This is a genomic window from Streptomyces sp. NPDC017448 (assembly GCF_044330565.1).
In the GTDB taxonomy this organism is placed as follows: Bacteria; Actinomycetota; Actinomycetes; order Streptomycetales; family Streptomycetaceae; genus Streptomyces.
Genome location: NZ_JBIRLM010000005.1, coordinates 54,501 through 74,314 on the forward strand (window position 1 = coordinate 54,501; position 19,814 = coordinate 74,314).

Here is a 19,814-nt window from a genome sequence, read left to right on the forward strand (position 1 = left end):
TGCCAGGGGCGGACGAGGGCCGCCGCCGACGGCGTACGCGTAGCCGGGGTGCGTACGCGTACGGGACGGGCTGCCGTCCGGCGTCCGGCGGCGGGGCCGCGGGCCGTGCGCACGGCGGAGTCCGTCGGCGGGAGCGCCCTGAGGGCCGTTCCGCCGTCTCTGACGGGCCGGCCCTTACGCGGGAGCGGCGAGCTCCGCCCAGACCGTCTTGCCGGGGGCGTCGGGCGAGCGCAGGACGCCCCAGTCGGTACAGAGGCGCTGGACGATGAACATGCCGTGGCCTCCGGGCCGGCCGGCGCGGTGCGGCGTACGGGGTGCGGGCTGCCCGGCCCCCCGGTCGACGACCTCCACGCGCAGCGCCTTGGGGGTGTGGCCGAGCCGCAGCTCCTCGGGGCCCTCCGCGTGCAGACAGGCGTTGGTCACCAGCTCGGAGACGACCAGCAGGACGTCCTCGGCGGCGGCCCGGCGGTCGGCGGTGGACGCCGGGAGCCAGCCCCAGTCGTGCAGGGCCTGCCGGGCGAAGTCGCGGGCCGTCGGGACGATGCCGCTCGCCTGCGCCAGCGAGAGCGTGCGCCACTGCCGCTCGACCGGATCGGGCGAGGCCGAAGCCGCTCCGTCCGGCTCACGACCGAGGTCGCCCGGCGGATGCTGCCGGGTGGTGCTCATCAGCGCTTCACCTCACCGATTCGCCATGTCGCCATGTCGCCGTCGTAAAGAAAATGATCAGTTACCGCATGCGCCGGAACCTCTGTGAGGCGCCGATGGGGTGTCTCCTGCCCTGCCGTCTCGCAACAACACCCACTTGAAGCACACGATCGCGTACCACCGCCGGTGCGGCGCGTACCGCGCCGAGTGGCGGGGATGCGCGCGACCGCGCGACCGTGCCGGGTCAGGTGGCCAGCGCCTCGTCAAGGGTGGCGTGGACGGTGAAGACCGCCTCCGCCCCCGTGATCTCGAACACCCGCGCCACCACCGGCTGCATTCCGGCCAGGTGAACCTCTCCTCCGGCCGCCTCCGCCTTGAGGCGGGCGCCGAGCAGTACGTTCAGCCCGGTGGAATCACAGAAATCCAGGCGAGAGCAGTCGACCACCAGGCGTACCCGCCCGTGCTCGACCGCACTCTCCAGAGGCTCCCGCAACAGATCGGCGGTGTGGTGATCCAGCTCACCCACCGGCGTCACGACCTCGCTGCGCCCCTCGGTCCGGGCCTCGACCTGAAGCCGACCCCGGTTCGCACTGCCGACCGTCCCGCGGTCCATGCCAGTCCCTCTTCGCCTTCGTCACCGTGCACGTCACTGCCTGTGCGGCTGAATGGCTAGCTGCCGCCGACGTGCGTGAAACAGTACGCGTTCCCTTCTCCCTGCGGTAGTCGGAGACCTCCACAAACCGGACATACAGCGGCAATTGGAGCTTGTCACTGCTGGCCGGAACCGGGTAAGGGTAGAGGGACACCCGAAACACGACCGGCTTTGGAGGCGCCGCTTCACCGCAGGAACACGTAGGGGCATCGGCAGCCATATGCCGAGAATGATGGAGGAGAACCATGTCACCCCGGCTCGACGGAGCGCGTACCCACTACGCGTCGTCGGCATGTCCTCAGGGACCGACCAATTCCGACTCCCCCGCCGCGAGTGCCGTTCCCGGCCCGCGCGCCAGCACCACCGGCATCACCTCAGACTTCTCCGGCCCGACCGGCGAGGGGCTCGAAGGACTCGAAGGACTCCCCGAGATCCCGCCGTACGCCGAAGTGGGCGCTCTGGACGCCAGGGCGCTGTCGAAGACGCTCTTCGAGCGGCTGGAGGCCCTGGAAGAGGGCACCCCCGAGTACAGCTACGTCCGCAACACCCTCGTCGAGCTCAACCTCGCGCTCGTCAAGTTCGCCGCCTCCCGGTTCCGCTCCCGCAGCGAACCGATGGAGGACATCGTCCAGGTCGGCACCATCGGCCTGATCAAGGCGATCGACCGGTTCGAGCTGAGCCGCGGTGTGGAGTTCCCCACCTTCGCGATGCCGACGATCGTCGGCGAGATCAAGCGCTTCTTCCGGGACACCAGCTGGTCCGTGCGCGTGCCGCGCCGGCTCCAGGAGCTGCGGCTCGACCTGGCGAAGGCGGGCGACGAGCTGGCCCAGCGGTTGGACCGCGCGCCCACCGTGGCGGAGCTGTCCGAGCGGCTCGGCATCACCCAGGACGAGGTCGTCGAGGGCATGTCCGCGAGCAACGCGTACACCGCCAGCTCCCTGGACGCCAAGCCCGAGGACGACGACGGCGAGAGCGCCCTCTCGGACCGCATCGGTTACGAGGACAACGGCCTCGAAGGCATCGAGTACGTCGAGTCGCTCAAGCCGCTGATCGCCGCGCTGCCCGCCCGGGACCGGATGATCCTCTCCCTCCGTTTCGTCAGCAACATGACGCAGTCGGAGATCGGCGAGGAGCTGAACATCTCTCAGATGCACGTGTCCCGGCTGCTCTCGCGGACGCTCGCCAAGCTCCGCGAGGGGCTGACCGTGGACGAATGACGGACGGCCCGTCCCGCCCCTCCCCGGGGCGCCGGGCGCCGCCCACCAGGCGGAAGGACCCGCCCCGGCCCCCCGGGAGCGGGTCCTTCCGCCTGGTGGGCGCACGCGCCGGGCCTTCCGTGCGCCGTGCCGTACGCCGTCCGGCCCCGGAGCGGCCGGCCCCGTACCCGGCCGGGTACGGGGCCGGCCGGTTCTCAGACCACCCGCCGCCCGCCCCGCCAGACCGCGCTGACCAGGGGGACGCCCGGACGGTACGCCAGGTGGACGTGGCTCGGGGCGTCGAGGAGGACCAGGTCGGCGCGGGCGCCGGGGGCGATCCGGCCGATGTCCGTACGCCGCAGGGCGGCGGCCCCGCCGGCGGTGGCCGACCAGATCGCCTCGTCCGGGGTCATCCCCATGTCGCGTACGGCCAGCGCGATGCAGAACGGCACCGACGAGGTGAACGACGAGCCGGGGTTGCAGTCCGTGGAGAGGGCGACGGTGGCCCCGGCGTCGAGGAGGCGGCGGGCGTCGGGCCACTCGGCGCGGGTGGAGAACTCCGCGCCCGGCAGGAGCGTCGCCACCGTGTTCCCCTGGCCGAGCGCGTCGACGTCGGCGTCGGTGAGGTGGGTGCAGTGGTCGGCCGAGGCCGCGTCGAGCTCGACGGCGAGCTGGACGCCGGGGCCGTAGCTCAACTGGTTGGCGTGGATACGGGGGTGCAGCCCCTTGGCGCGGCCCGCCGTGAGGACGGCCCGGGCCTGGTCGCCGTCGAAGGCGCCCTGCTCGCAGAAGACGTCGATCCAACGGGCGTGCGGGGCGCAGGCGTCCAGCATCGGGCCGGTGACCAGGTCGACGTAGCCGGCGGGGTCGTCGGCGTAGTCGGGGGAGACGATGTGGGCGCCGAGGTAGGTGACCTCGTCGGTGTGGCGGCCCGCGATCCGCAGGGCGCGGGCCTCGTCCTCGACGGTGAGGCCGTAGCCGGACTTGGTCTCCAAGGTGGTGGTGCCCTGGCGCAGGGCTTCCGCGAGGTAGCGGGCCACGTTGGCGGACAGCTCGTCGTCGGAGGCGGCCCGGGTGGCGGCGACGGTGGTGCGGATGCCGCCCGCGCGGTAGGGCTGCCCGGACATGCGGGCGTTGAACTCCTCGGTGCGGTCGCCCGCGAAGACCAGGTGGGAGTGGGAGTCGACGAAGCCGGGGACCACCGCGCGGCCGGCGGCGTCGAGGACGTTGTCGGTGGCGGGTGCTTTGCTGGACTCACCGGTCCAGACGACGCGGTCGCCCTCGATGACGACGGCCGCGTCCTGGATCAGGCCCAGGGGGGCCCTGTTGCCGAGGGAGGGGTCGTTGGTGACCAGGTTGGCGATGTGGGTGACGGCGGTGCTCGTCATCGGGAGAGTGTTCTCCTTGCGTTCCGGAGGGTCCGGGGGCCGGGGGCCGGGGGCCCGGAGTGTTCGAGGGGTCCGGGTCCGGCGGTTCCGGGGCACCCGGGGGCGCGGGGCGGGGGCTGCCGGTGCCCGGCCGTACGGGGCGGGGAGCCCTCGCGCGCAACCGTGCGGGGCGGGGAGCCCCCGCGCCCGGCCGTACGGGGCGGGGGCCCGGGGTGCTCAGTCGTGCAGGGCTGCGACGGCCCGGGCCAGCGCCCGGGGCACATCCTCCACCCGCGTGTGGCGGCCGTCCCGGACGATGTGCCGGCCCGCCACGACCGTGTGCCGCACATCGGCGGCGGAGGCGGCGAACACGGCGGTCTCTGCCGCCAGTCGGGGCACCGGCCCCGCCGTTCTGACGGAGTCCAGGGCGACCGTGGTCAGGTCGGCGGGGGCGCCGGGTTCCAGCACGCCCGCGTCGGGGCGGCCGAGTGCGGCGTGCCCGTCGGCGGAGGCGGCCCGGATCAGGGCGGCGGCCGTCCAGTGGCCCCGGACGTGCGTGCGCAGCCGCTCGTTCAGCTCCATCGCGCGCGCCTCCTCGAACAGGTCGATCACGGCGTGGCTGTCGCTGCCCAGCGAGAGCGGGGAGCCCGCCTTCTGGAGGGCGGCGGCGGGGCCGATGCCGTCGGCCAGGTCGCGTTCGGTGGTGGGGCACATGCAGGTGCCGGTGGCCGAGGAGCCCAGCAGGGCGATGTCCGCCTCGGTCAGGTGGGTGTTGTGGATGCCGGTGGTGCGCGGGCCGAGCACCCCGTGGTCGGCCAGCAGCCGGGTGGGGGTGCGGCCGTGGGCGGCCCGGCAGGCGTCGTTCTCCGCCGTCTGCTCGGAGAGGTGGACGTGCAGCGGGGCCTCCCGCTCTTCGGCCCACCGCACCACGGTGGCCAGCTGGTCCGCGGGGACCGCCCGGACGGAGTGGATCGCCGCGCCGATCAGCGCGTGGTCGTCGCCCTTGAGGAGGGAGGCGCGCTCCGCCCATGCCTCGGCGGTGGTGTCGGAGAACCGGAGCTGGTGCCGGTTGGGCTGCTCGCCGAACCCGGCGGCGAGGTAGGCGGTGTCCAGCAGGGTGATCCGGATGCCGGCCTCGGCGGCCGCCGCGATCAGCGCCTCCCCCATGGCGTTCGGGTCGGCGTAGGGGGCGCCGCCCGGCGCGTGGTGGAGGTAGTGGAATTCACCGACGGCGGTGATGCCGGCCAGGGCCATTTCGGCGTAGGTGGCGCGGGCCAGGTCGAAGTAGGTGTCCGGGGTGAGCCGGGAGGCCGTCCGGTACATCAGCTCGCGCCAGGTCCAGAAGGTACCCGCGCCGACCTGGACGGTGGCGCGCAGGGCCCGGTGGAAGGCGTGGGAGTGGGTGTTGGCGAGGCCGGGCAGGGTCAGGCCGCGCAGCACGGTCGCGCCGGGCGGCGGAGTCCCGACCCCGGTCCTGACCCCGGCGATGCGGCCGTCCGCGACCTCCAGGGTGACGCCCGGCTCGACGTGCGTGCCGAGCCAGGCGTGGTCCGTCCAGTAGGCGGCGGTGACGGGTGCGCCCGTCGTCCGGTGTGTCAGCTGCACGCGAGACCTTCCAGTACGTCGGCGAGCGCCTCCACCCCGGCCGTGCAGTCGTCCTCGGCGGCGTGCTCGGCGGGGGAGTGCGAGATGCCGGTGGGATTCCGTACGAACAGCATGGCGGTGGGGGCCGAGGCGGACAAAATACCCGCGTCGTGGCCCGCGCCGGTGCCCAGGACGGGTACGGGCCGCCGGGTGGAGCCGGAGCCTTCGAGGATCTTGGCGAGTTCGTCGCGCAGGGCGTGCTCGAACTCGACGACGGGCGTGAACGACTCACGGACCACGTCGAGGTCGATCCCGGCCCGGTCGGCGTACTCCCGGGCGGCGCGCTCGACGCCGGTGACGAGGGCGTCCAGGGTCGCCTGGTCGGCGGCGCGGGAGTCGAGCCAGCCGCGTACGAGGGAGGGGATGGCGTTGACCCCGTTGGGCTCGACCGCGATCTTGCCGAAGGTGGCGAGGGCGCCGGTCAGCTCGGCCTCGCGGCGGGCGGCCAGCACGGTCTCCGCGTACGTGAGCATCGGGTCGCGGCGGTCGGCGAGGCGGGTGGTGCCGGCGTGGTTGGCCTCGCCCCGGAAGTCGAACCGCCAGCGGCCGTGCGGCCAGATGGCGGAGGCGATGCCGACGGGGTCGCCGGTCAGGTCGAGGGCGCGGCCCTGCTCGACGTGGAGCTCGACGAACGCGCCGATCCGGGCGAGCCGTTCCGGGTCGGGGCCGATGGTGCCGGGGTCGTATCCGGCGGCCTCCATGGCGGCGGGCAGGGTGGTCCCGTCCCCGTCGCGCAGCCGGTGGGCGTCGGCGACGGCGAGCTGTCCGGCGGCCAGCCGGGATCCGACGCAGGCCAGGCCGAAGCGGGCGCCCTCCTCGTCACCGAAGTTGGCGATCGCCAGCGGTCGGGTGAACTCCACTCCCCTGCGGTGGAGTTCGTCGAGCGCGGCGAAGGAGGACACCACACCGAGGGGGCCGTCGAAGGCGCCGCCGTCCGGGACGGAGTCCAGGTGCGAGCCGGTGACGACGGCGTCCCCGGCCAGGGGGTCGCCGTGCCAGGCCCACTGGTTGCCGTTGCGGTCGGTCTCGTACGCGAGACCGCGCGCCTCGGCCTGTGCGCGGAACCAGGCCCGGCAGTCGAGGTCGGCGGCCGTCCAGGCGTAGCGCCGGTAGCCGCCGCTGCCGGAGTGGCGGCCGAGGGGGGCCAGCTCCCGCCACATCGAGAGGAAGGAGTCACCGGCACGCCACGGCTGCCGTTCCGGACCGGGAGGGGTGGGTCCGGCCGCACCGGCCGGGCCCTGTCCCCAGGTGCCCGTGGGCATCAGTGGTCCTCCGTCATGGGCACGCGGACGCCCTGGTCGGCGGCGACGGACTCCGCGATGTCGTACCCCGCGTCGACGTGGCGGATGACGCCCATGCCGGGGTCGTTGGTCAGGACGCGGCGGATCTTCTCGCCCGCCAGCTTCGTGCCGTCCGCGACGGTGACCTGGCCCGCGTGGATGGAGCGGCCCATGCCGACGCCGCCGCCGTGGTGGAGGGAGACCCAGGTGGCGCCGGAGGCGACGTTGACCATGGCGTTGAGCAGCGGCCAGTCCGCGATGGCGTCGGAGCCGTCGAGCATGGCCTCGGTCTCGCGGTACGGGGAGGCGACCGAACCGCAGTCCAGGTGGTCGCGGCCGATGGCCAGCGGGGCGGCCAGTTCGCCGCTCGCGACCATGTCGTTGAAGCGCTCGCCGGCCTTGTCGCGCTCGCCGTAGCCGAGCCAGCAGATACGGGCGGGCAGGCCCTGGAAGTGGACGCGTTCCCCGGCCATCGTGATCCAGCGGTGCAGCGACTCGTTCTCCGGGAACAGCTCCAGCATCGCCTTGTCGGTCTTGTGGATGTCGGACGCCTCGCCGGAGAGCGCGGCCCAGCGGAAGGGGCCCTTGCCCTCGCAGAAGAGGGGGCGGATGTAGGCGGGGACGAAGCCGGGGAAGTCGAAGGCGCGGTCGTACCCGGCGAGCCGGGCCTCGCCGCGGATGGAGTTGCCGTAGTCGAAGACCTCGGCCCCGGCGTCCATGAAGCCGACCATGGCCTCGACGTGACGGGCCATCGACTCCCGGGCGCGCTGGGTGAAGTCGGCGGGCTTCTCGGCGGCGAGCGTCGCCATGTCGTCGAAGTCGACGCCGAGCGGGAGGTAGGCCAGCGGGTCGTGGGCGCTGGTCTGGTCGGTGACGATGTCGATCGGCGCGCCTTCGGCCAGCATCCGGGGGAGCAGTTCGGCCGCGTTGCCGAGGAGGCCGATGGAGAGGGGGCGGCGGGCGTCGCGGGCCTCGACGGCGAGTTGGAGGGCGTGCTCCAGGCTGTCGGCCCTCACGTCGAGGTAGCGGTGTTCGATGCGGCGCTCGATGGCGCGCGGGTCGCAGTCGATCACGAGGGCGACGCCGTCGTTCATGGTGACGGCGAGCGGCTGGGCGCCGCCCATGCCGCCGAGCCCGGCGGTCAGCGTGATCGTCCCGGCCAGGGTTCCGCCGAACTTCTTCGCGGCGACGGCGGCGAAGGTCTCGTAGGTGCCCTGGAGGATGCCCTGGGTGCCGATGTAGATCCAGGACCCGGCGGTCATCTGGCCGTACATGGTGAGCCCGAGCGCCTCCAGGCGGCGGAACTCCTCCCAGTTGGCCCAGTCCCCGACCAGGTTGGAGTTGGCGATGAGCACGCGCGGCGCCCACTCGTGGGTCTGCATGACGCCGACCGGGCGGCCGGACTGGACGAGCATCGTCTCGTCCTGCTTCAGCGTCTCCAGGGTGCGCACCATCGCGTCGAACGAGCGCCAGTCGCGGGCCGCCTTGCCGGTCCCGCCGTAGACGACGAGCTTGTCGGGGTGCTCCGCGACCTCGGGGTCGAGGTTGTTCTGCAGCATCCGCAGGGCGGCTTCCTGCTGCCATCCCAGGGCGGTGAGCGCGCTGCCGCGCGGTGCCCGTACGGGGCGGGGTCCTGACATGGCGGTGCCTCCTCGCGACGGTGAAAAACTATTCACATCCTGATGCGCTGAATAGTCGTAGTCAACAGGTGCGGTACGCAGCGCGGCGGGGAAGACACCCTCCTACCGTCCCGGCGTCCACCCGGAGGCAGCGATGAGCAGATCCGACCCGCCCGCGAGCGGTGATCCCACGAGCCCCCGCCGCCCGGGGAGCGCCGATGGCCCCGGAGGTACCGGCGGCCCCGCCGGCACCGGCGGATCGCCGCCGCTCAAACGCGCTCTCGGCCCCAAACTGCTGATCCTCTTCGTCATCGGCGACATCCTGGGCACCGGCATCTACGCCACCACCGGGAACGTGGCCGGAAAGGTCGGCGGAGCGCTCTGGCTGCCGTTCGCGATCGGCTTCGCCGTCGCCCTGCTGACGGCGGCCTCGTACGTCGAACTCGTCGGCAAGTACCCGAAGGCGGCCGGGGCCGCGCTCTACACCCAGAAGGCGTTCAAGGTCCCCTTCCTGACCTTCGTCGTCGCCTTCATGGTGATGTGCTCGGGCCTCTCCTCCGCGAGCGCGGCGGCGCGGGCGTTCAGCGGCGACTACCTGGGCGAGTTCACGGACGCGGTGCCGCCCACCCTGATCGCGGTCCTGTTCGTGCTCGCCCTCGCCGCGATCAACCTGCGCGGGGTCGCGGAGTCGGTGAAGGCGAACGTCGTCCTGACCCTGGTCGAGGTCGGCGGACTGGCGGTGATCCTCGCGATCGGCGCGTACGCCGTGTTCAGCGGCGAGGGCGAACCGGGCCGGCTGACCCAGATCGAGACCGGCGGCACCGGGTACGCACTGCTCACCGGCGTCCTCGGCGCCACCGCGCTCGGCTTCTTCGCCTTCGTGGGATTCGAGGATTCGGTCAACATGGCCGAGGAGACGAAGAACCCGGCCCGCGACTTCCCCCGGGCGATCTTCATCGGGGTGGGGTTCACCGGCACCGTCTACGTCCTGGTCGCCCTGGTCTCCTCGCTCCTGGTCGACTCCCGCACGCTGGCGGACTCCAGCGGCCCGCTGCTGGAGGTGGTGAAGGCCGGGGGCGTCGATTTCCCGCCGAAACTGTTCGCGCTGATCGCCCTGTTCGCCGTCACCAACTCGGCGCTGATCAACATCATGATGGCCTCGCGGCTCTGCTACGGCATGGCCAACGAGCGCATCCTGCCACCCGCGATGGGGAAGGTGCTGGCGGGCCGGCGCACCCCCTGGGTGGGGATCGTCTTCGTCTCCGCCCTGGCGATCGGCCTGGTCTCCACCGGGGAGATCGAGGGGCTCGGGGACACCACCTCGTTCCTGCTGCTCTGCGTCTTCGCCGTGGTCAACATCGCCGTACTGGTGCTGCGCAAGGACCGGGTGGGGCACCGCCACTTCCGTACGCCCACGGCCCTGCCCGTCCTCGGCGCGCTCACCTCGCTGGTCCTGGCGAGCCCGCTGGCCGACCGGGGCGCCGACGTGTACGTACGGGCCGGGGTCCTGCTGCTCATCGGCATCGGGCTGTGGGCCGTCAACAAGGCGGTGATGACGGCCCGCGAGAGGTCAGGCGCCCCGGGCGCCTGACGGAACCCCGGGCTCCGGGCCGAACGCCGTGTTCCGGCCGTTCCTTTACACCGCGGACCGCATGTACCAAAGGAAAATGCCAGAACCCCCTCCCGGCGTACACACGTTGCGTAGCCTCTGCGTCACAGCCGTACGCCACGTCGGGAGGGGAGATCCGCGTGCCCGGAATCGACGAGTGCCTGCTCGAAGTCATGAAGCTGCCCGGCGCCCGGGGCGCCGCGGTGGTCGACTGGACGAGCGGTCTCGCCCTCGGCACCATCGGGGAGTCCCCCAACGGCGACCACGAGGCGACCGCCGCCGAGACCGCGGAGGTCGCCCGGATGGCCGCCGAACAGCCGGCCTTCGCCCGGCTCTCCCCGGCGGACGGCGGCCACCCGGACGCCGAGGCGCCGGGCCCGCCCGTCGAGGACGTCATCGTCACCACCCATGACGGCTACCACATGCTCCGCTTCGTTGAGACCGCCTTCGACAGCAGCGTCTTCCTGCACCTGTGGCTGAACCGCTCGGAGGGCAATCTCGCGCTCGCCCGGATGCGCCTCGGCGAGCTGGCCGAACGCCTGGTGCTGGCATGAGCGCGATAGCCGCCGGCCTCGAACCCCCCGGCGCCGACCGGCCTCCGGTGCTCTCCCCGATGCTCCGGCGCCTCGCCGCCGAGCGGGCCACCGGCGCCCTGTTGCGCGACCACGGCACGCTCTACCTCGCCGACGGCCAGGTGGTGCACGCCGAGAGCCCCGCCACCCCCGGCATCGACGTCCTGCTCACCGTCGGCGGCGCCCTGCGGCACGAGGGCTGGTGGGACGCCGTGGCGCAGGCCGGGGCGCGCCGCCGGGTCGGCCGCTATCTCGTCGACAGCGGACGTGTTCCGGGCGGGGCCCTGGAGCTGTGCCACCTGGGCGCGTTGTACGACGCCGCGTTCTTCGCGCTCGCACCGACCGGGACGCCCGCCCGCTTCCGTTACGGGGTGGCGCACTGGATCGGCCCCGTGCGGCCCGTACCGGTCGCGGCCGTGGAGCGCGAGACGCTGCGCAGACGGGAGTTCCTGGACCGGATCTGGCCCGATCCCGCCTGCGACGGCGCACCGCTGCGGACGACCGCGTACGGCGTGGACGCCCCGGCGCCGGCCCGTCAGCGGCCGATCCTGGAGCTGGCCGACGGGGCCCGCACAGCCTCCGACATCGCGCGGCAGCTGGGCCGTTCGGCCTTCCACGTCCTGGTCGACCTGCGTCGGCTGGCGGCGGCAGGCCTGGTGGAGGCGGTCCGCGCCCAGCCGCTGCCCGCCGCTTCCGCACCCGGCCGGATCAGGCTCCCCGAGGTGACGGCCGACCCCGACGTCGCCCTGCTGCGCCGGCTCCGAGACGCATTGGAGGCCCTGTGATACGCGCGCTCAGACAGCGTGCCGGGAGGAGACAGCTGATGGTGCCCGAGGCCGGAGTACGTGATGTCCTCGACGAGCTCCAGCGGTTACGGGCCCGGGTTCCGCTGCTCTCCGGGGCGCTGGCCGCCTCCACCGACGGTCTGGTACTGGCCCACGACACACCGGGCGTCGAGGCGGAGGGCGTCGCCGCCCTCACCGCCGCCGCCCTCGGGGTCTCGATCCGGATGACGGACGCCACCGGCCGCGGCGGCTTCCGCGAACTGCTCGTCCGCGGCGGCAACGGCTACATCGCCACCTATGCCGCAGGCTCCTCCGCCGTCCTGACCCTGCTCGCCGAGGACCGCATCAACGTCGGCCGGCTCCATCTGGAGGGCCGCCGCTCCGGGGCCCGTATCGGCCAGCTCGTCGACGCGGCGCTGGAACGCGTGGAGCGGCCCGCTCCCACCGCCGCCCGTGCCCTCCCCCCACGCCCCACCGGCACGCCCGACCGCGGCCTGCCGCAGCGCCCGACGTAGAGCGCCCGGCTCCCCACCCCATACCACCGCCCCCATCGGGCCTCAGCCGGCACGCGGAAGCCCGCGCACCGCCCCGCCCCGGAACCACCACGGAAGCCAGCAAGGAAACCGGCACCGGAATCGGCACAGAGGCCGGTGCAGAAACGGACCCGGTCACCGCGACCGGTCACGGAAAGGAAACGAGCCTCCATGGCGAACACCGAAGCGTCTTTGAAGGAAGCGATGAGTTCGATCGAGGGCACCACGGGTGTCGCCCTCGTCGACTACACGAGCGGGATGGCCCTGGGCACGCTCGGCGGCGGCAAGGACTTCAACCTGGAGGTCGCCGCCGCGGGCAACACCGACGTGATCCGCGCCAAGCTCCGCACGATGGAGCACCTGGGGCTCAAGGAGGAGATCGAGGACATCCTGATCACCCTCAACAGCCAGTACCACCTGATCCGGCTGCTCAGGACCCGCGGCAGCAACGGCCTGTTCCTCTACCTGGTGCTGGACGCGAGCCGGGCGAACCTGGCCATGGCCCGCCACCAGCTGAAGAAGATCGAGGCGGAACTGGAGGTCTGACGCGTTCGGGGCGGCGCGGGGCCCTGGGCCCTCACTCCACGAACAGGCCGCGCGCCGCCGCCCGTGCGTCGAACTCCTCCAGCCGCGCCTGGGCGTCGGGCAGTCCGTCGCACATCGCCTCCAGCAGCACCCGGCCCAGCAGCATCGGCGCGCAGACGGTGTCGAAGGAGAGTCCGGAGCCGATCGCCGCCGGGAGCAGCAGATCGCTGTGTTTGGCGACGGGCGCGAAGGCGGAGTCCGCGACGGTCACCACGGTCAGTCCCCGGTCCCGGGCGTACGCGAGCGCGTCCACGGTCTCCCTGGGGTGGCGCGGCAGGGCGAAGCACATCAGGGCGGTGGCCCCGGCGCGGCGCGCGGAGTCGATCCGGTCGGCCAGCATGCTGCCGCCCTCCTCGAGCACCCGGACGTCGGGGTGCACCTTGGCGGCGAAGTAGCCGAAGCCGCGCGCCTGCGAGGAGGCGGCGCGCAGCCCCAGCACGGGCAGCGGCCGGGAGCCGGCGAGCAGCCGCCCGGCCCGCTCCACGGGGGCGGGGTCGGCGAGCACGTCGCAGAGGTGCTGGAGGTTCTCGATCTCGGCGCGGACGGCCTGCTGGTACTCGTTGTACGCCTCCCCCGCCTCCTCCTGCTCCGCGTCGGCGGGCGCGACCTCGCGCAGGTGCCTGCGCAGCGCCGGATAGCCGTCGAAGCCGAGGGCGACGGCGAAGCGGGTGACGGAGGGCTGGCTGACCCCGGCCAGCTCCGCCAGCTCGACGCTGGAGAGGAACGGCGCGTCGGCGGCCCGGCGGACCATGCAGTGCGCGATGCGCCGCTGGGTGGGCGTGAGCCGGTGGCCCTCGAAGAGCCGCTGCAACCGTGCGGCGGGGCTGCTCCCGCTCATGGTGTCCCCTTGTCGAGTCCATCGCGCCCCGTCCGGCGCCGACCGTTCCATTCAGCCAGGTAGGTCGCTGTATGTCCATATGCAAGGTGGTGGGGGATGTCGCAGGGCCGGGGGCGGGGGCGGGGCGGGCCGGAAGAGGCGGGGCGGCGGGCGTGGGCACGGCTCCGGCGGCGGCCCTCGCCTCCGAGCGCGACGCGGCGGCGCCGGGGCCTCGACGGGCCGGGCGGCGGACCTCGGCCCTCGCCCGCGCGACGCCCACCGCCCGTAAAACGGTTGGCGCTTCAGATCCGGCTCCCTATCCTTCGCGGGCCATGGGCCGAAAGCGCCGGCCGACGGCGGAGGCGCGGTGCCCGTGATCGACGAAGCCGCAGAGGGGTGCCCGTAGCGTGACCGACACCACGAAGCCGCCGGACGGACCGGCTGCGGTCGACGGCGGGGCGCGAGAGGTCGCGCGCCCCTTCTACCTGTACGCCGTACTCGCCAACTCGCTGTTCCAGCGCGGCGTGTTCGTCCTCTTCCTCCACCAGCGGGGCTTCTCCGCCGGGCAGGTGGCCCTGTTGCAGACGCTGCTCTACCTGGTCAGCGGGGTCGCGGAGTTGCCGACGGGGATCATCGCCGACCGCGTCGGCCGGCGTGCCTCCATCGTGATCGGCCAGGTGCTGATCGCCGGATGCCTGCTCGGCCAGACGGCCTCCTCCGACTACGGGGTCTTCGTGGCGCTGTTCATCGGGCAGGGCGTGGGCATGGCCTGCGTGTCCGGTTCGGACACCGCCCTGCTGTACGACCTGCTCGTGCGCCGGGGGGCGACGGCCGGCTACGTCGCGGTCCGTTCCCGGTTCGCCGTGCTCGGGACGGTCGCCTCGGGGGCCGCCATCGTCCTCGGCGGCCAACTGCAGCGGGGCTCCTGGGGGATCGTCTACGCCGGTTCGGCGGCGTGCCTGGTCCTGGCGGTGGCGGTGCTGGTGTCACGGGTGCCCGAGATCCGCGGTACGGACGCGGTGGACGAGCAGGGCCGGGGAGGGGAGGGGCCGGGGGACGCCACGGCGTGGCGGGCGGTGCTCCGCGTCGCCACGCCGTCGCTCGTGACGCTTGTCGTGGTCTCCGGATTGATGCACGCGACGTTGACGCCGTACTTCGTCTTCACCCAGAGGACCCTCTCCGACCAGGGGGCGGGCGCGGCGGCGGTCGGTGCGGTCATAGCGGCGGGGTTCTTCGTCGGCGGACTCGCTCCCCTGCTGTCGGACCGGGTGGACCGGCGCTTCGGGTACCGGGCCGTCGTCCCGGTCTCCCTTCTGGCGCTCGCCGGGGCGCTCGGCTTGAGCGGCCTCGGCCTCGTGTGGGTGACCGCCGCCGCGTTCCTGCTCCTGACCGGCGTCCCCGAGATCACCGCCGTGATCGTGGACAACGTGTTCAACGAGGCGGTGCCCTCGCGCCACCGGGCGAGCCTGCTGTCGATGATCGCCTTCGTGGAGTCGGTGCTCATCGGCGCCGGTTACCTCGTCCTCGGCGTGCTCATGGACGGGCTGGGCCCCGGTGCGGGCATGGCCGCCTACGCCGCGGCGCCCCTGCTGGCATGCCTCCTGTGGCTCCCGGTGCTTCTCCGAGGGGCGCGGGCGGCCACCGGCACGGCGGCGGAGCCCGCCGGTGGTACGGGGGGTTAGCCCTATGCAATACGGGGGTTAGCCCCCGTGTCCTCAAGGCCCCGCCTCCGTACCGTCATCGGTATGGAAACCCGTGACCACGAGCTCAAGAAGGAGCTCGCCGCCACCCTCCAGGCGCGTGGCGAGCTCGGCGCGGAGTACGAGCCCGCGCTCATCGACTCGTTCCTGGAGAAGGTCGAGCAGCGCCTCGACACGACGCTCGACCGCCGGGTCCGGCACCAGCTCGCCGAGCAGCGGACGGTCGCCGCCCGGCCGTCGCGCCCGGCGGAGCCGGGGAGCTTCGGGGAGCGGCACGGCCTGGGGATCGTCTCGTTGGTCCTGGCCGTTCCGCTGTCCGCGATCGGTGTCGTGAACGCCGACCTGGAGGGGCTGGTGGTGGCCTGGCTCGGCATCGTCGGCGTCAACGCGTTCCAGGCCGCCCGGGGCGGGGCCCTGTTCCGCCGCCGGAGCGGGCGAGCACGGTCCGACTGGCGGGACTGAGGCGCGGCCCCGCCCCGGGCCGGAGTCCGCACGGCATGTCCGGAGCACGGCGCGGGGACCGCCGCACCCCCGGTCGCCCGGGGGGCGGGACGACGGCGGTCCCCGCGAGGGACGCGGGCCGGGTCAGGGCCGGTGTCCCGCGTCCGGGCGACGGTGGAGGTCCGGGAGCCGCTCCGTAGTCCGGTGTCGCCGTTCTGGCGCCGACAGGTTTCCCCACCGGCACCCGCCACTGTGCCGGATGCGTGTTAAGCGGGTGCTGCGCACACGTGACGTGCTCGTTCCGTTTTCGCGACGCCCCGCCCCGACGCGTCCGGCCGGGGCGTCACGCCTTGGCCGCGCCCGCGTCCTTCGCGAGGAACGCCAGCAGGTCCTGGCGGCTCACGACGCCCTGGGGCTTGCCCTCGACGAGCACGATCGCCGCGTCCGCGCCGTCCGCGCCGCTGAGCACGGCCATCAGATCCTCGACCGGCTCGCCCGAGCCGACCTGCGGCAGCGGGGCCGACATGTGCTTCTCCAGCGGGTCGCCCAGCGAGGCGCGCTGGGTGAACAGGGCGTCCAGCAGCTGCCGCTCCACGACGGAGCCGATGACCTCGGCGGCCATCACGTCCGGGTGGCCGGCCCCGGGCTTCACGATCGGCATCTGGGAGACGCCGTACTCGCGGAGCACCTCGATGGCCTCGCCGACCGTCTCCTCCGGGTGCATGTGGACGAGGGAGGGCATCGGGCCCTCCTTGAAGTCCAGGACCGCGCCGACCCGGGCGGAGGTGCCGGAGTCCTCCAGGAAGCCGTAGTCGGCCATCCACTCGTCGTTGAAAATCTTACTGAGGTAGCCGCGACCGCTGTCGGGGAGCAGCACCACGACGACGTCGTCGGGCCCGAGCCGCTTGGCGACCTCCAGGGCCCCGACGACCGCCATGCCGCAGGAGCCGCCGACGAGCAACCCCTCCTCCTTGGCGAGGCGCCGGGTCATCTGGAAGGAGTCCTTGTCGGACACCGCGACGATCTCGTCGGTCACGTTCCGGTCGTAGGCGCTCGGCCAGAAGTCCTCACCGACGCCCTCGACCAGGTAGGGACGGCCGGAGCCGCCGGAGTAGACCGAGCCCTCCGGGTCCGCGCCGATGACCTGGACCGCGCCGTCGCTGACCTCCTTGAGGTAGCGCCCGGTGCCGCTGATCGTGCCGCCGGTGCCGACGCCCGCGACGAAGTGGGTGATCTTCCCCTCCGTCTGCTCCCACAGCTCGGGACCGGTGGTCTCGTAGTGCGAGCGCGGGTTGTTCGGGTTGGAGTACTGGTCGGGCTTCCAGGCGCCCGGCGTCTCGGTGACCAGCCGGTCGGAGACGTTGTAGTACGAGTCGGGGTGCTCGGGGTCGACGGCCGTGGGGCAGACGACGACCTCGGCCCCGTACGCGCGCAGCACGTTGATCTTGTCCGTGGACACCTTGTCGGGGCAGACGAAGATGCACTTGTAGCCCTTCTGCTGGGCGACGATGGCGAGCCCGACCCCCGTGTTCCCGCTGGTCGGCTCGACGATCGTGCCGCCGGGCTTCAACTCCCCGCTCTGCTCGGCCGCCTCGATCATGCGCAGCGCGATGCGGTCCTTCACCGACCCGCCGGGGTTGAAGTACTCGACCTTGGCCAGGACGGTCGCCTGGATACCTGCCGTGACGTTGCGCAGCCTCACCAACGGGGTGTTGCCGACAAGACTGATCATCGAATCGTGGAATTGCACCGTGTACTCCGGGATCTCCGAGATGGTCCGGCCCAGAGTATGCGTACGGGACGCACTGTGCGTGCGGGAAGGAGTACACCGAGCCCCGCGCGGGGCAAGTAGGTACGTGTACGGCTGTACGGCGAGAAGGAGGTGGACCGGACTGTGTCGAGAGCAAGGGTGGCACGGCGGATCGCGGCGGGCGCGGCTTACGGCGGCGGCGGCATCGGATTGATCGGTGCGGCCGCCGTGGGCGTGTTCCTGGCGGAGGTCCAGCTCGCGAAGAGGCAGGTCGGCGGGGGCACGGCTCCGGTTCCGCCGAGCGCGGACGGACGGTACGGGGTGGCGTTCGCCGGGCCGAACGACGCGATGCGGTTCGGGATGCTCGGGGACTCGACGGCCGCCGGCCAGGGGGTGCGGCGGGTGGGGCAGACGCCCGGCGCCCTGCTGGCGTCGGGTCTGGCGGCGGTGGCCGAGCGCCCGGTGGACCTGCGGAACGTGGCCCTGCCGGGGGCCCGGTCGGACGATCTGGACCGGCAGGTGTCGCTGCTGCTCGCGGACCCGGCCCGGACCCCGGACGTCTGCGTGATCATGATCGGGGCGAACGACGTCACCCACCGGATGCCCGCGACCCAGTCGGTGCGCTGTCTGACGACGGCGGTGCGCAGGCTGCGGACGGCGGGGGCTGAGGTGGTCGTCGGGACCTGTCCGGACCTCGGCACGATCGAACCGGTCTACCAGCCGCTGCGCTGGCTGGCCCGCCGCGTGAGCCGGCAGCTGGCGGCGGCGCAGACGATCGGCGTGGTCGAGCAGGGCGGGCGCACGGTATCGCTGGGCGACCTGCTGGGCCCCGAGTTCGCGGCGAACCCGCGGGAGCTGTTCGGCCCGGACAACTACCACCCCTCCGCCGAGGGGTACGCCACGGCGGCGATGGCGGTGCTGCCGACCCTGTGCGCGGTGCTGGGCCTGTGGCCGGAGAGCGACCGGCTGGACGGCTCCCGGCGCGAGGACATCCTCCCGGTGGCGAAGGCCGCCTCCCAGGCGGCCCGGGAGGCCGGTACGGAGGTCACGGCGGCCCGCGCGCCCTGGGCCCTCCTCAAGTACCGCAGGCGGCGACGGCTGCCCGTCTCCACGGAGCCCGCGCCGCACGTCCACCCGGACACCGCCCCCGGCCGCGCGTAGGGGGCGCCGGGGCACGCCGGGCGACGCCCCGGCCCCGGGCCGGTCCGGCCGCAGACCCGGCGCACGACCTGAGCAAGCGCTTAGAAAAGAGGTCCGCATCACATGGTCTCCCGGGTGACCCCGGCGATACGTCCGGGTAACTTCCAGAGGAGTTCCGCCTGTCCGCAGAACCCTCCAGTCCGCCGTCGGACCTTTCCAGCCCGCCGTACAGCCTTCCAGCCTCTTGGAGCCGCGTGATGCCCGAAGCCGTGATCGTCTCTGCCGCCCGTTCGCCGATCGGCCGCGCCTTCAAGGGGTCTCTGAAGGACCTGCGCGCGGACGACCTGACCGCCACGATCATCCAGGCCGCGCTGGCCAAGGTCCCCGAGCTGGACCCGAAGGACATCGACGACCTGATGCTGGGCTGCGGCCTGCCGGGCGGCGAGCAGGGCAACAACCTGGGCCGCATCATCGCCGTGCAGATGGGGATGGACCACCTTCCCGGCTGTACGGTCACCCGCTACTGCTCCTCCTCGCTGCAGACCAGCCGGATGGCGCTGCACGCGATCAAGGCGGGCGAGGGCGACGTCTTCATCTCGGCCGGCGTCGAGATGGTGTCCCGCTTCACCAAGGGCAACTCCGACAGCCTCCCGGACACGCACAACCCGCTGTTCGCCGAGGCCGAGGCCCGCACCGCCGCCCGCGCCGAGGAGTCCGGTGCGAGCTGGCACGACCCGCGCGAGGACGGCCTCGTCCCGGACGCCTACATCGCGATGGGGCAGACGGCGGAGAACCTGGCCCGCCTCAAGGGCGTCACCCGCCAGGAGATGGACGAGTTCGGCGTACGGTCGCAGAACCTGGCCGAGGAAGCCCTGAAGAACGGCTTCTGGGAGCGGGAGATCACCCCGGTCACCACCCCCGACGGCACCGTCGTCGCCAAGGACGACGGCCCGCGCGCGGGCGTCACCCTGGAAGGCGTGCAGGGGCTGAAGCCGGTCTTCCGCCCCGACGGCCTGGTCACCGCGGCCAACTGCTGCCCGCTGAACGACGGCGCGGCCGCTCTGGTGATCATGTCCGACACCAAGGCGCGCGAGCTGGGCCTGACCCCGCTGGCCCGGATCGTCTCGACGGGCGTCTCCGGCCTCTCCCCCGAGATCATGGGGTACGGCCCGGTCGAGGCCAGCAAGCAGGCGCTGAGGCGGGCGGGGCTGACCATCGACGACATCGACCTCGCCGAGATCAACGAGGCGTTCGCCGCGCAGGTCATCCCCTCCTACCGGGACCTGGGCCTGCCGCTGGACAAGGTCAACGTCAACGGCGGCGCGATCGCGGTCGGCCACCCGTTCGGCATGACCGGCGCCCGCATCACCGGCACGCTGATCAACAGCCTCCAGTTCCACGACAAGCAGTTCGGCCTGGAGACGATGTGCGTGGGCGGCGGCCAGGGCATGGCCATGGTGATCGAGCGGCTGAGCTGAG

General features: G+C 73.0%; 18 protein-coding genes. 10 read left to right on the top strand and 8 right to left on the bottom strand.

Annotation, left to right across the window (positions count from 1 at the left end; genetic code table 11):
• Positions 1 to 174 precede the first annotated feature (174 nt).
• Positions 175 to 666 carry an ATP-binding protein gene (locus tag ACH4K1_RS10925; protein WP_228991034.1) on the bottom strand — a complete coding sequence of 164 codons (492 nt, stop codon included), beginning with the start codon at positions 664 to 666 and terminating at the stop codon, positions 175 to 177.
• Between the two features lie 223 nt (positions 667 to 889).
• Positions 890 to 1,258, bottom strand: coding sequence for an STAS domain-containing protein (locus ACH4K1_RS10930; protein WP_228991032.1), 369 nt, complete (start codon positions 1,256 to 1,258; stop codon positions 890 to 892).
• 284 nt (positions 1,259 to 1,542) lie between these two features.
• On the opposite strand from ACH4K1_RS10930, the gene ACH4K1_RS10935 reads away from it, so the two are divergent.
• On the top strand, positions 1,543 to 2,514 hold the full coding sequence (locus tag ACH4K1_RS10935; RefSeq protein ID WP_398088478.1) for an RNA polymerase sigma factor SigF: 972 nt from the start codon (positions 1,543 to 1,545) through the stop codon (positions 2,512 to 2,514).
• 194 nt (positions 2,515 to 2,708) lie between these two features.
• On the opposite strand, the gene hutI is transcribed toward ACH4K1_RS10935, so the two are convergent.
• From hutI to hutU, 4 genes are all read right to left on the bottom strand, one after another.
• Entirely contained in the window at positions 2,709 to 3,881 is a 1,173-nt protein-coding gene (gene hutI / locus ACH4K1_RS10940; RefSeq protein WP_398088479.1) for an imidazolonepropionase, read from the bottom strand.
• 216 nt (positions 3,882 to 4,097) lie between these two features.
• Positions 4,098 to 5,465 carry a formimidoylglutamate deiminase gene (locus tag ACH4K1_RS10945; RefSeq protein WP_398088481.1) on the bottom strand — a complete coding sequence of 456 codons (1,368 nt, stop codon included), beginning with the start codon at positions 5,463 to 5,465 and terminating at the stop codon, positions 4,098 to 4,100.
• Entirely contained in the window at positions 5,456 to 6,766 is a 1,311-nt protein-coding gene (locus ACH4K1_RS10950) for an allantoate amidohydrolase (protein WP_398088482.1), read from the bottom strand. Before ACH4K1_RS10950 ends, ACH4K1_RS10945 begins: the two co-directional genes overlap by 10 nt.
• A complete protein-coding gene (hutU, locus tag ACH4K1_RS10955; protein WP_398088484.1) occupies positions 6,766 to 8,424 on the bottom strand; it encodes a urocanate hydratase in 1,659 nt (552 codons plus the stop codon). Before hutU ends, ACH4K1_RS10950 begins: the two co-directional genes overlap by 1 nt.
• Positions 8,425 to 8,557: 133 nt before the next feature.
• On the opposite strand from hutU, the gene ACH4K1_RS10960 reads away from it, so the two are divergent.
• From ACH4K1_RS10960 to ACH4K1_RS10980, 5 genes are all read left to right on the top strand, one after another.
• Positions 8,558 to 9,994: an APC family permease gene (locus tag ACH4K1_RS10960; RefSeq protein ID WP_398088485.1), complete on the top strand. Its 1,437-nt coding sequence runs from the start codon at positions 8,558 to 8,560 to the stop codon at positions 9,992 to 9,994.
• Positions 9,995 to 10,152: 158 nt separating this feature from the next.
• Complete coding sequence (locus ACH4K1_RS10965) at positions 10,153 to 10,566, top strand: hypothetical protein (protein ID WP_398088487.1); 414 nt, start codon at positions 10,153 to 10,155, stop codon at positions 10,564 to 10,566.
• Complete coding sequence (locus ACH4K1_RS10970; protein WP_398088488.1) at positions 10,563 to 11,369, top strand: winged helix-turn-helix domain-containing protein; 807 nt, start codon at positions 10,563 to 10,565, stop codon at positions 11,367 to 11,369. Before ACH4K1_RS10965 ends, ACH4K1_RS10970 begins: the two co-directional genes overlap by 4 nt.
• 38 nt (positions 11,370 to 11,407) lie before the next feature.
• Positions 11,408 to 11,884, top strand: coding sequence for a roadblock/LC7 domain-containing protein (locus ACH4K1_RS10975; protein ID WP_398088489.1), 477 nt, complete (start codon positions 11,408 to 11,410; stop codon positions 11,882 to 11,884).
• Positions 11,885 to 12,073: 189 nt separating this feature from the next.
• Positions 12,074 to 12,448, top strand: coding sequence for a hypothetical protein (locus ACH4K1_RS10980; protein WP_043251497.1), 375 nt, complete (start codon positions 12,074 to 12,076; stop codon positions 12,446 to 12,448).
• 31 nt (positions 12,449 to 12,479) lie between these two features.
• On the opposite strand, the gene ACH4K1_RS10985 is transcribed toward ACH4K1_RS10980, so the two are convergent.
• Positions 12,480 to 13,325, bottom strand: a complete 846-nt coding sequence (locus ACH4K1_RS10985; protein ID WP_398088490.1) for a MurR/RpiR family transcriptional regulator — start codon at positions 13,323 to 13,325, stop codon at positions 12,480 to 12,482.
• Positions 13,326 to 13,711: 386 nt separating this feature from the next.
• Between ACH4K1_RS10985 and ACH4K1_RS10990 the strand changes: the two genes are divergently transcribed.
• Both ACH4K1_RS10990 and ACH4K1_RS10995 read left to right on the top strand, forming a co-directional pair.
• On the top strand, positions 13,712 to 14,986 hold the full coding sequence (locus ACH4K1_RS10990) for an MFS transporter (protein ID WP_398088492.1): 1,275 nt from the start codon (positions 13,712 to 13,714) through the stop codon (positions 14,984 to 14,986).
• 63 nt (positions 14,987 to 15,049) lie between these two features.
• Positions 15,050 to 15,466 carry a hypothetical protein gene (locus ACH4K1_RS10995; protein ID WP_398088493.1) on the top strand — a complete coding sequence of 139 codons (417 nt, stop codon included), beginning with the start codon at positions 15,050 to 15,052 and terminating at the stop codon, positions 15,464 to 15,466.
• Between the two features lie 322 nt (positions 15,467 to 15,788).
• Here the strand turns inward: ACH4K1_RS10995 and ACH4K1_RS11000 are convergent, their stop codons facing one another.
• A complete protein-coding gene (locus ACH4K1_RS11000) occupies positions 15,789 to 17,195 on the bottom strand; it encodes a cystathionine beta-synthase (protein WP_398088494.1) in 1,407 nt (468 codons plus the stop codon).
• Positions 17,196 to 17,354: 159 nt separating this feature from the next.
• On the opposite strand from ACH4K1_RS11000, the gene ACH4K1_RS11005 reads away from it, so the two are divergent.
• Both ACH4K1_RS11005 and ACH4K1_RS11010 read left to right on the top strand, forming a co-directional pair.
• Positions 17,355 to 18,356, top strand: a complete 1,002-nt coding sequence (locus tag ACH4K1_RS11005; protein ID WP_398088851.1) for an SGNH/GDSL hydrolase family protein — start codon at positions 17,355 to 17,357, stop codon at positions 18,354 to 18,356.
• Positions 18,357 to 18,592: 236 nt separating this feature from the next.
• On the top strand, positions 18,593 to 19,813 hold the full coding sequence (locus ACH4K1_RS11010; RefSeq protein ID WP_398088495.1) for an acetyl-CoA C-acetyltransferase: 1,221 nt from the start codon (positions 18,593 to 18,595) through the stop codon (positions 19,811 to 19,813).
• Position 19,814 lies beyond the last annotated feature (1 nt).

Excerpts from the sequence above, each read along its gene's own strand:
- ACH4K1_RS10925 (WP_228991034.1), bottom strand. The coding sequence starts at position 666 with ATGAGCACCACCCGGCAGCATCCGCCGGGCGACCTCGGTCGTGAGCCG.
- ACH4K1_RS10930 (WP_228991032.1), bottom strand. The coding sequence starts at position 1,258 with ATGGACCGCGGGACGGTCGGCAGTGCGAACCGGGGTCGGCTTCAGGTC.
- ACH4K1_RS10935 (WP_398088478.1), top strand. The coding sequence starts at position 1,543 with ATGTCACCCCGGCTCGACGGAGCGCGTACCCACTACGCGTCGTCGGCA.
- hutI (WP_398088479.1), bottom strand. The coding sequence starts at position 3,881 with ATGACGAGCACCGCCGTCACCCACATCGCCAACCTGGTCACCAACGAC.
- ACH4K1_RS10950 (WP_398088482.1), bottom strand. The coding sequence starts at position 6,766 with ATGCCCACGGGCACCTGGGGACAGGGCCCGGCCGGTGCGGCCGGACCC.
- hutU (WP_398088484.1), bottom strand. The coding sequence starts at position 8,424 with ATGTCAGGACCCCGCCCCGTACGGGCACCGCGCGGCAGCGCGCTCACC.
- ACH4K1_RS10960 (WP_398088485.1), top strand. The coding sequence starts at position 8,558 with ATGAGCAGATCCGACCCGCCCGCGAGCGGTGATCCCACGAGCCCCCGC.
- ACH4K1_RS10970 (WP_398088488.1), top strand. The coding sequence starts at position 10,563 with ATGAGCGCGATAGCCGCCGGCCTCGAACCCCCCGGCGCCGACCGGCCT.
- ACH4K1_RS10975 (WP_398088489.1), top strand. The coding sequence starts at position 11,408 with ATGGTGCCCGAGGCCGGAGTACGTGATGTCCTCGACGAGCTCCAGCGG.
- ACH4K1_RS10980 (WP_043251497.1), top strand. The coding sequence starts at position 12,074 with ATGGCGAACACCGAAGCGTCTTTGAAGGAAGCGATGAGTTCGATCGAG.
- ACH4K1_RS10985 (WP_398088490.1), bottom strand. The coding sequence starts at position 13,325 with ATGAGCGGGAGCAGCCCCGCCGCACGGTTGCAGCGGCTCTTCGAGGGC.
- ACH4K1_RS10995 (WP_398088493.1), top strand. The coding sequence starts at position 15,050 with ATGGAAACCCGTGACCACGAGCTCAAGAAGGAGCTCGCCGCCACCCTC.
- ACH4K1_RS11010 (WP_398088495.1), top strand. The coding sequence starts at position 18,593 with ATGCCCGAAGCCGTGATCGTCTCTGCCGCCCGTTCGCCGATCGGCCGC.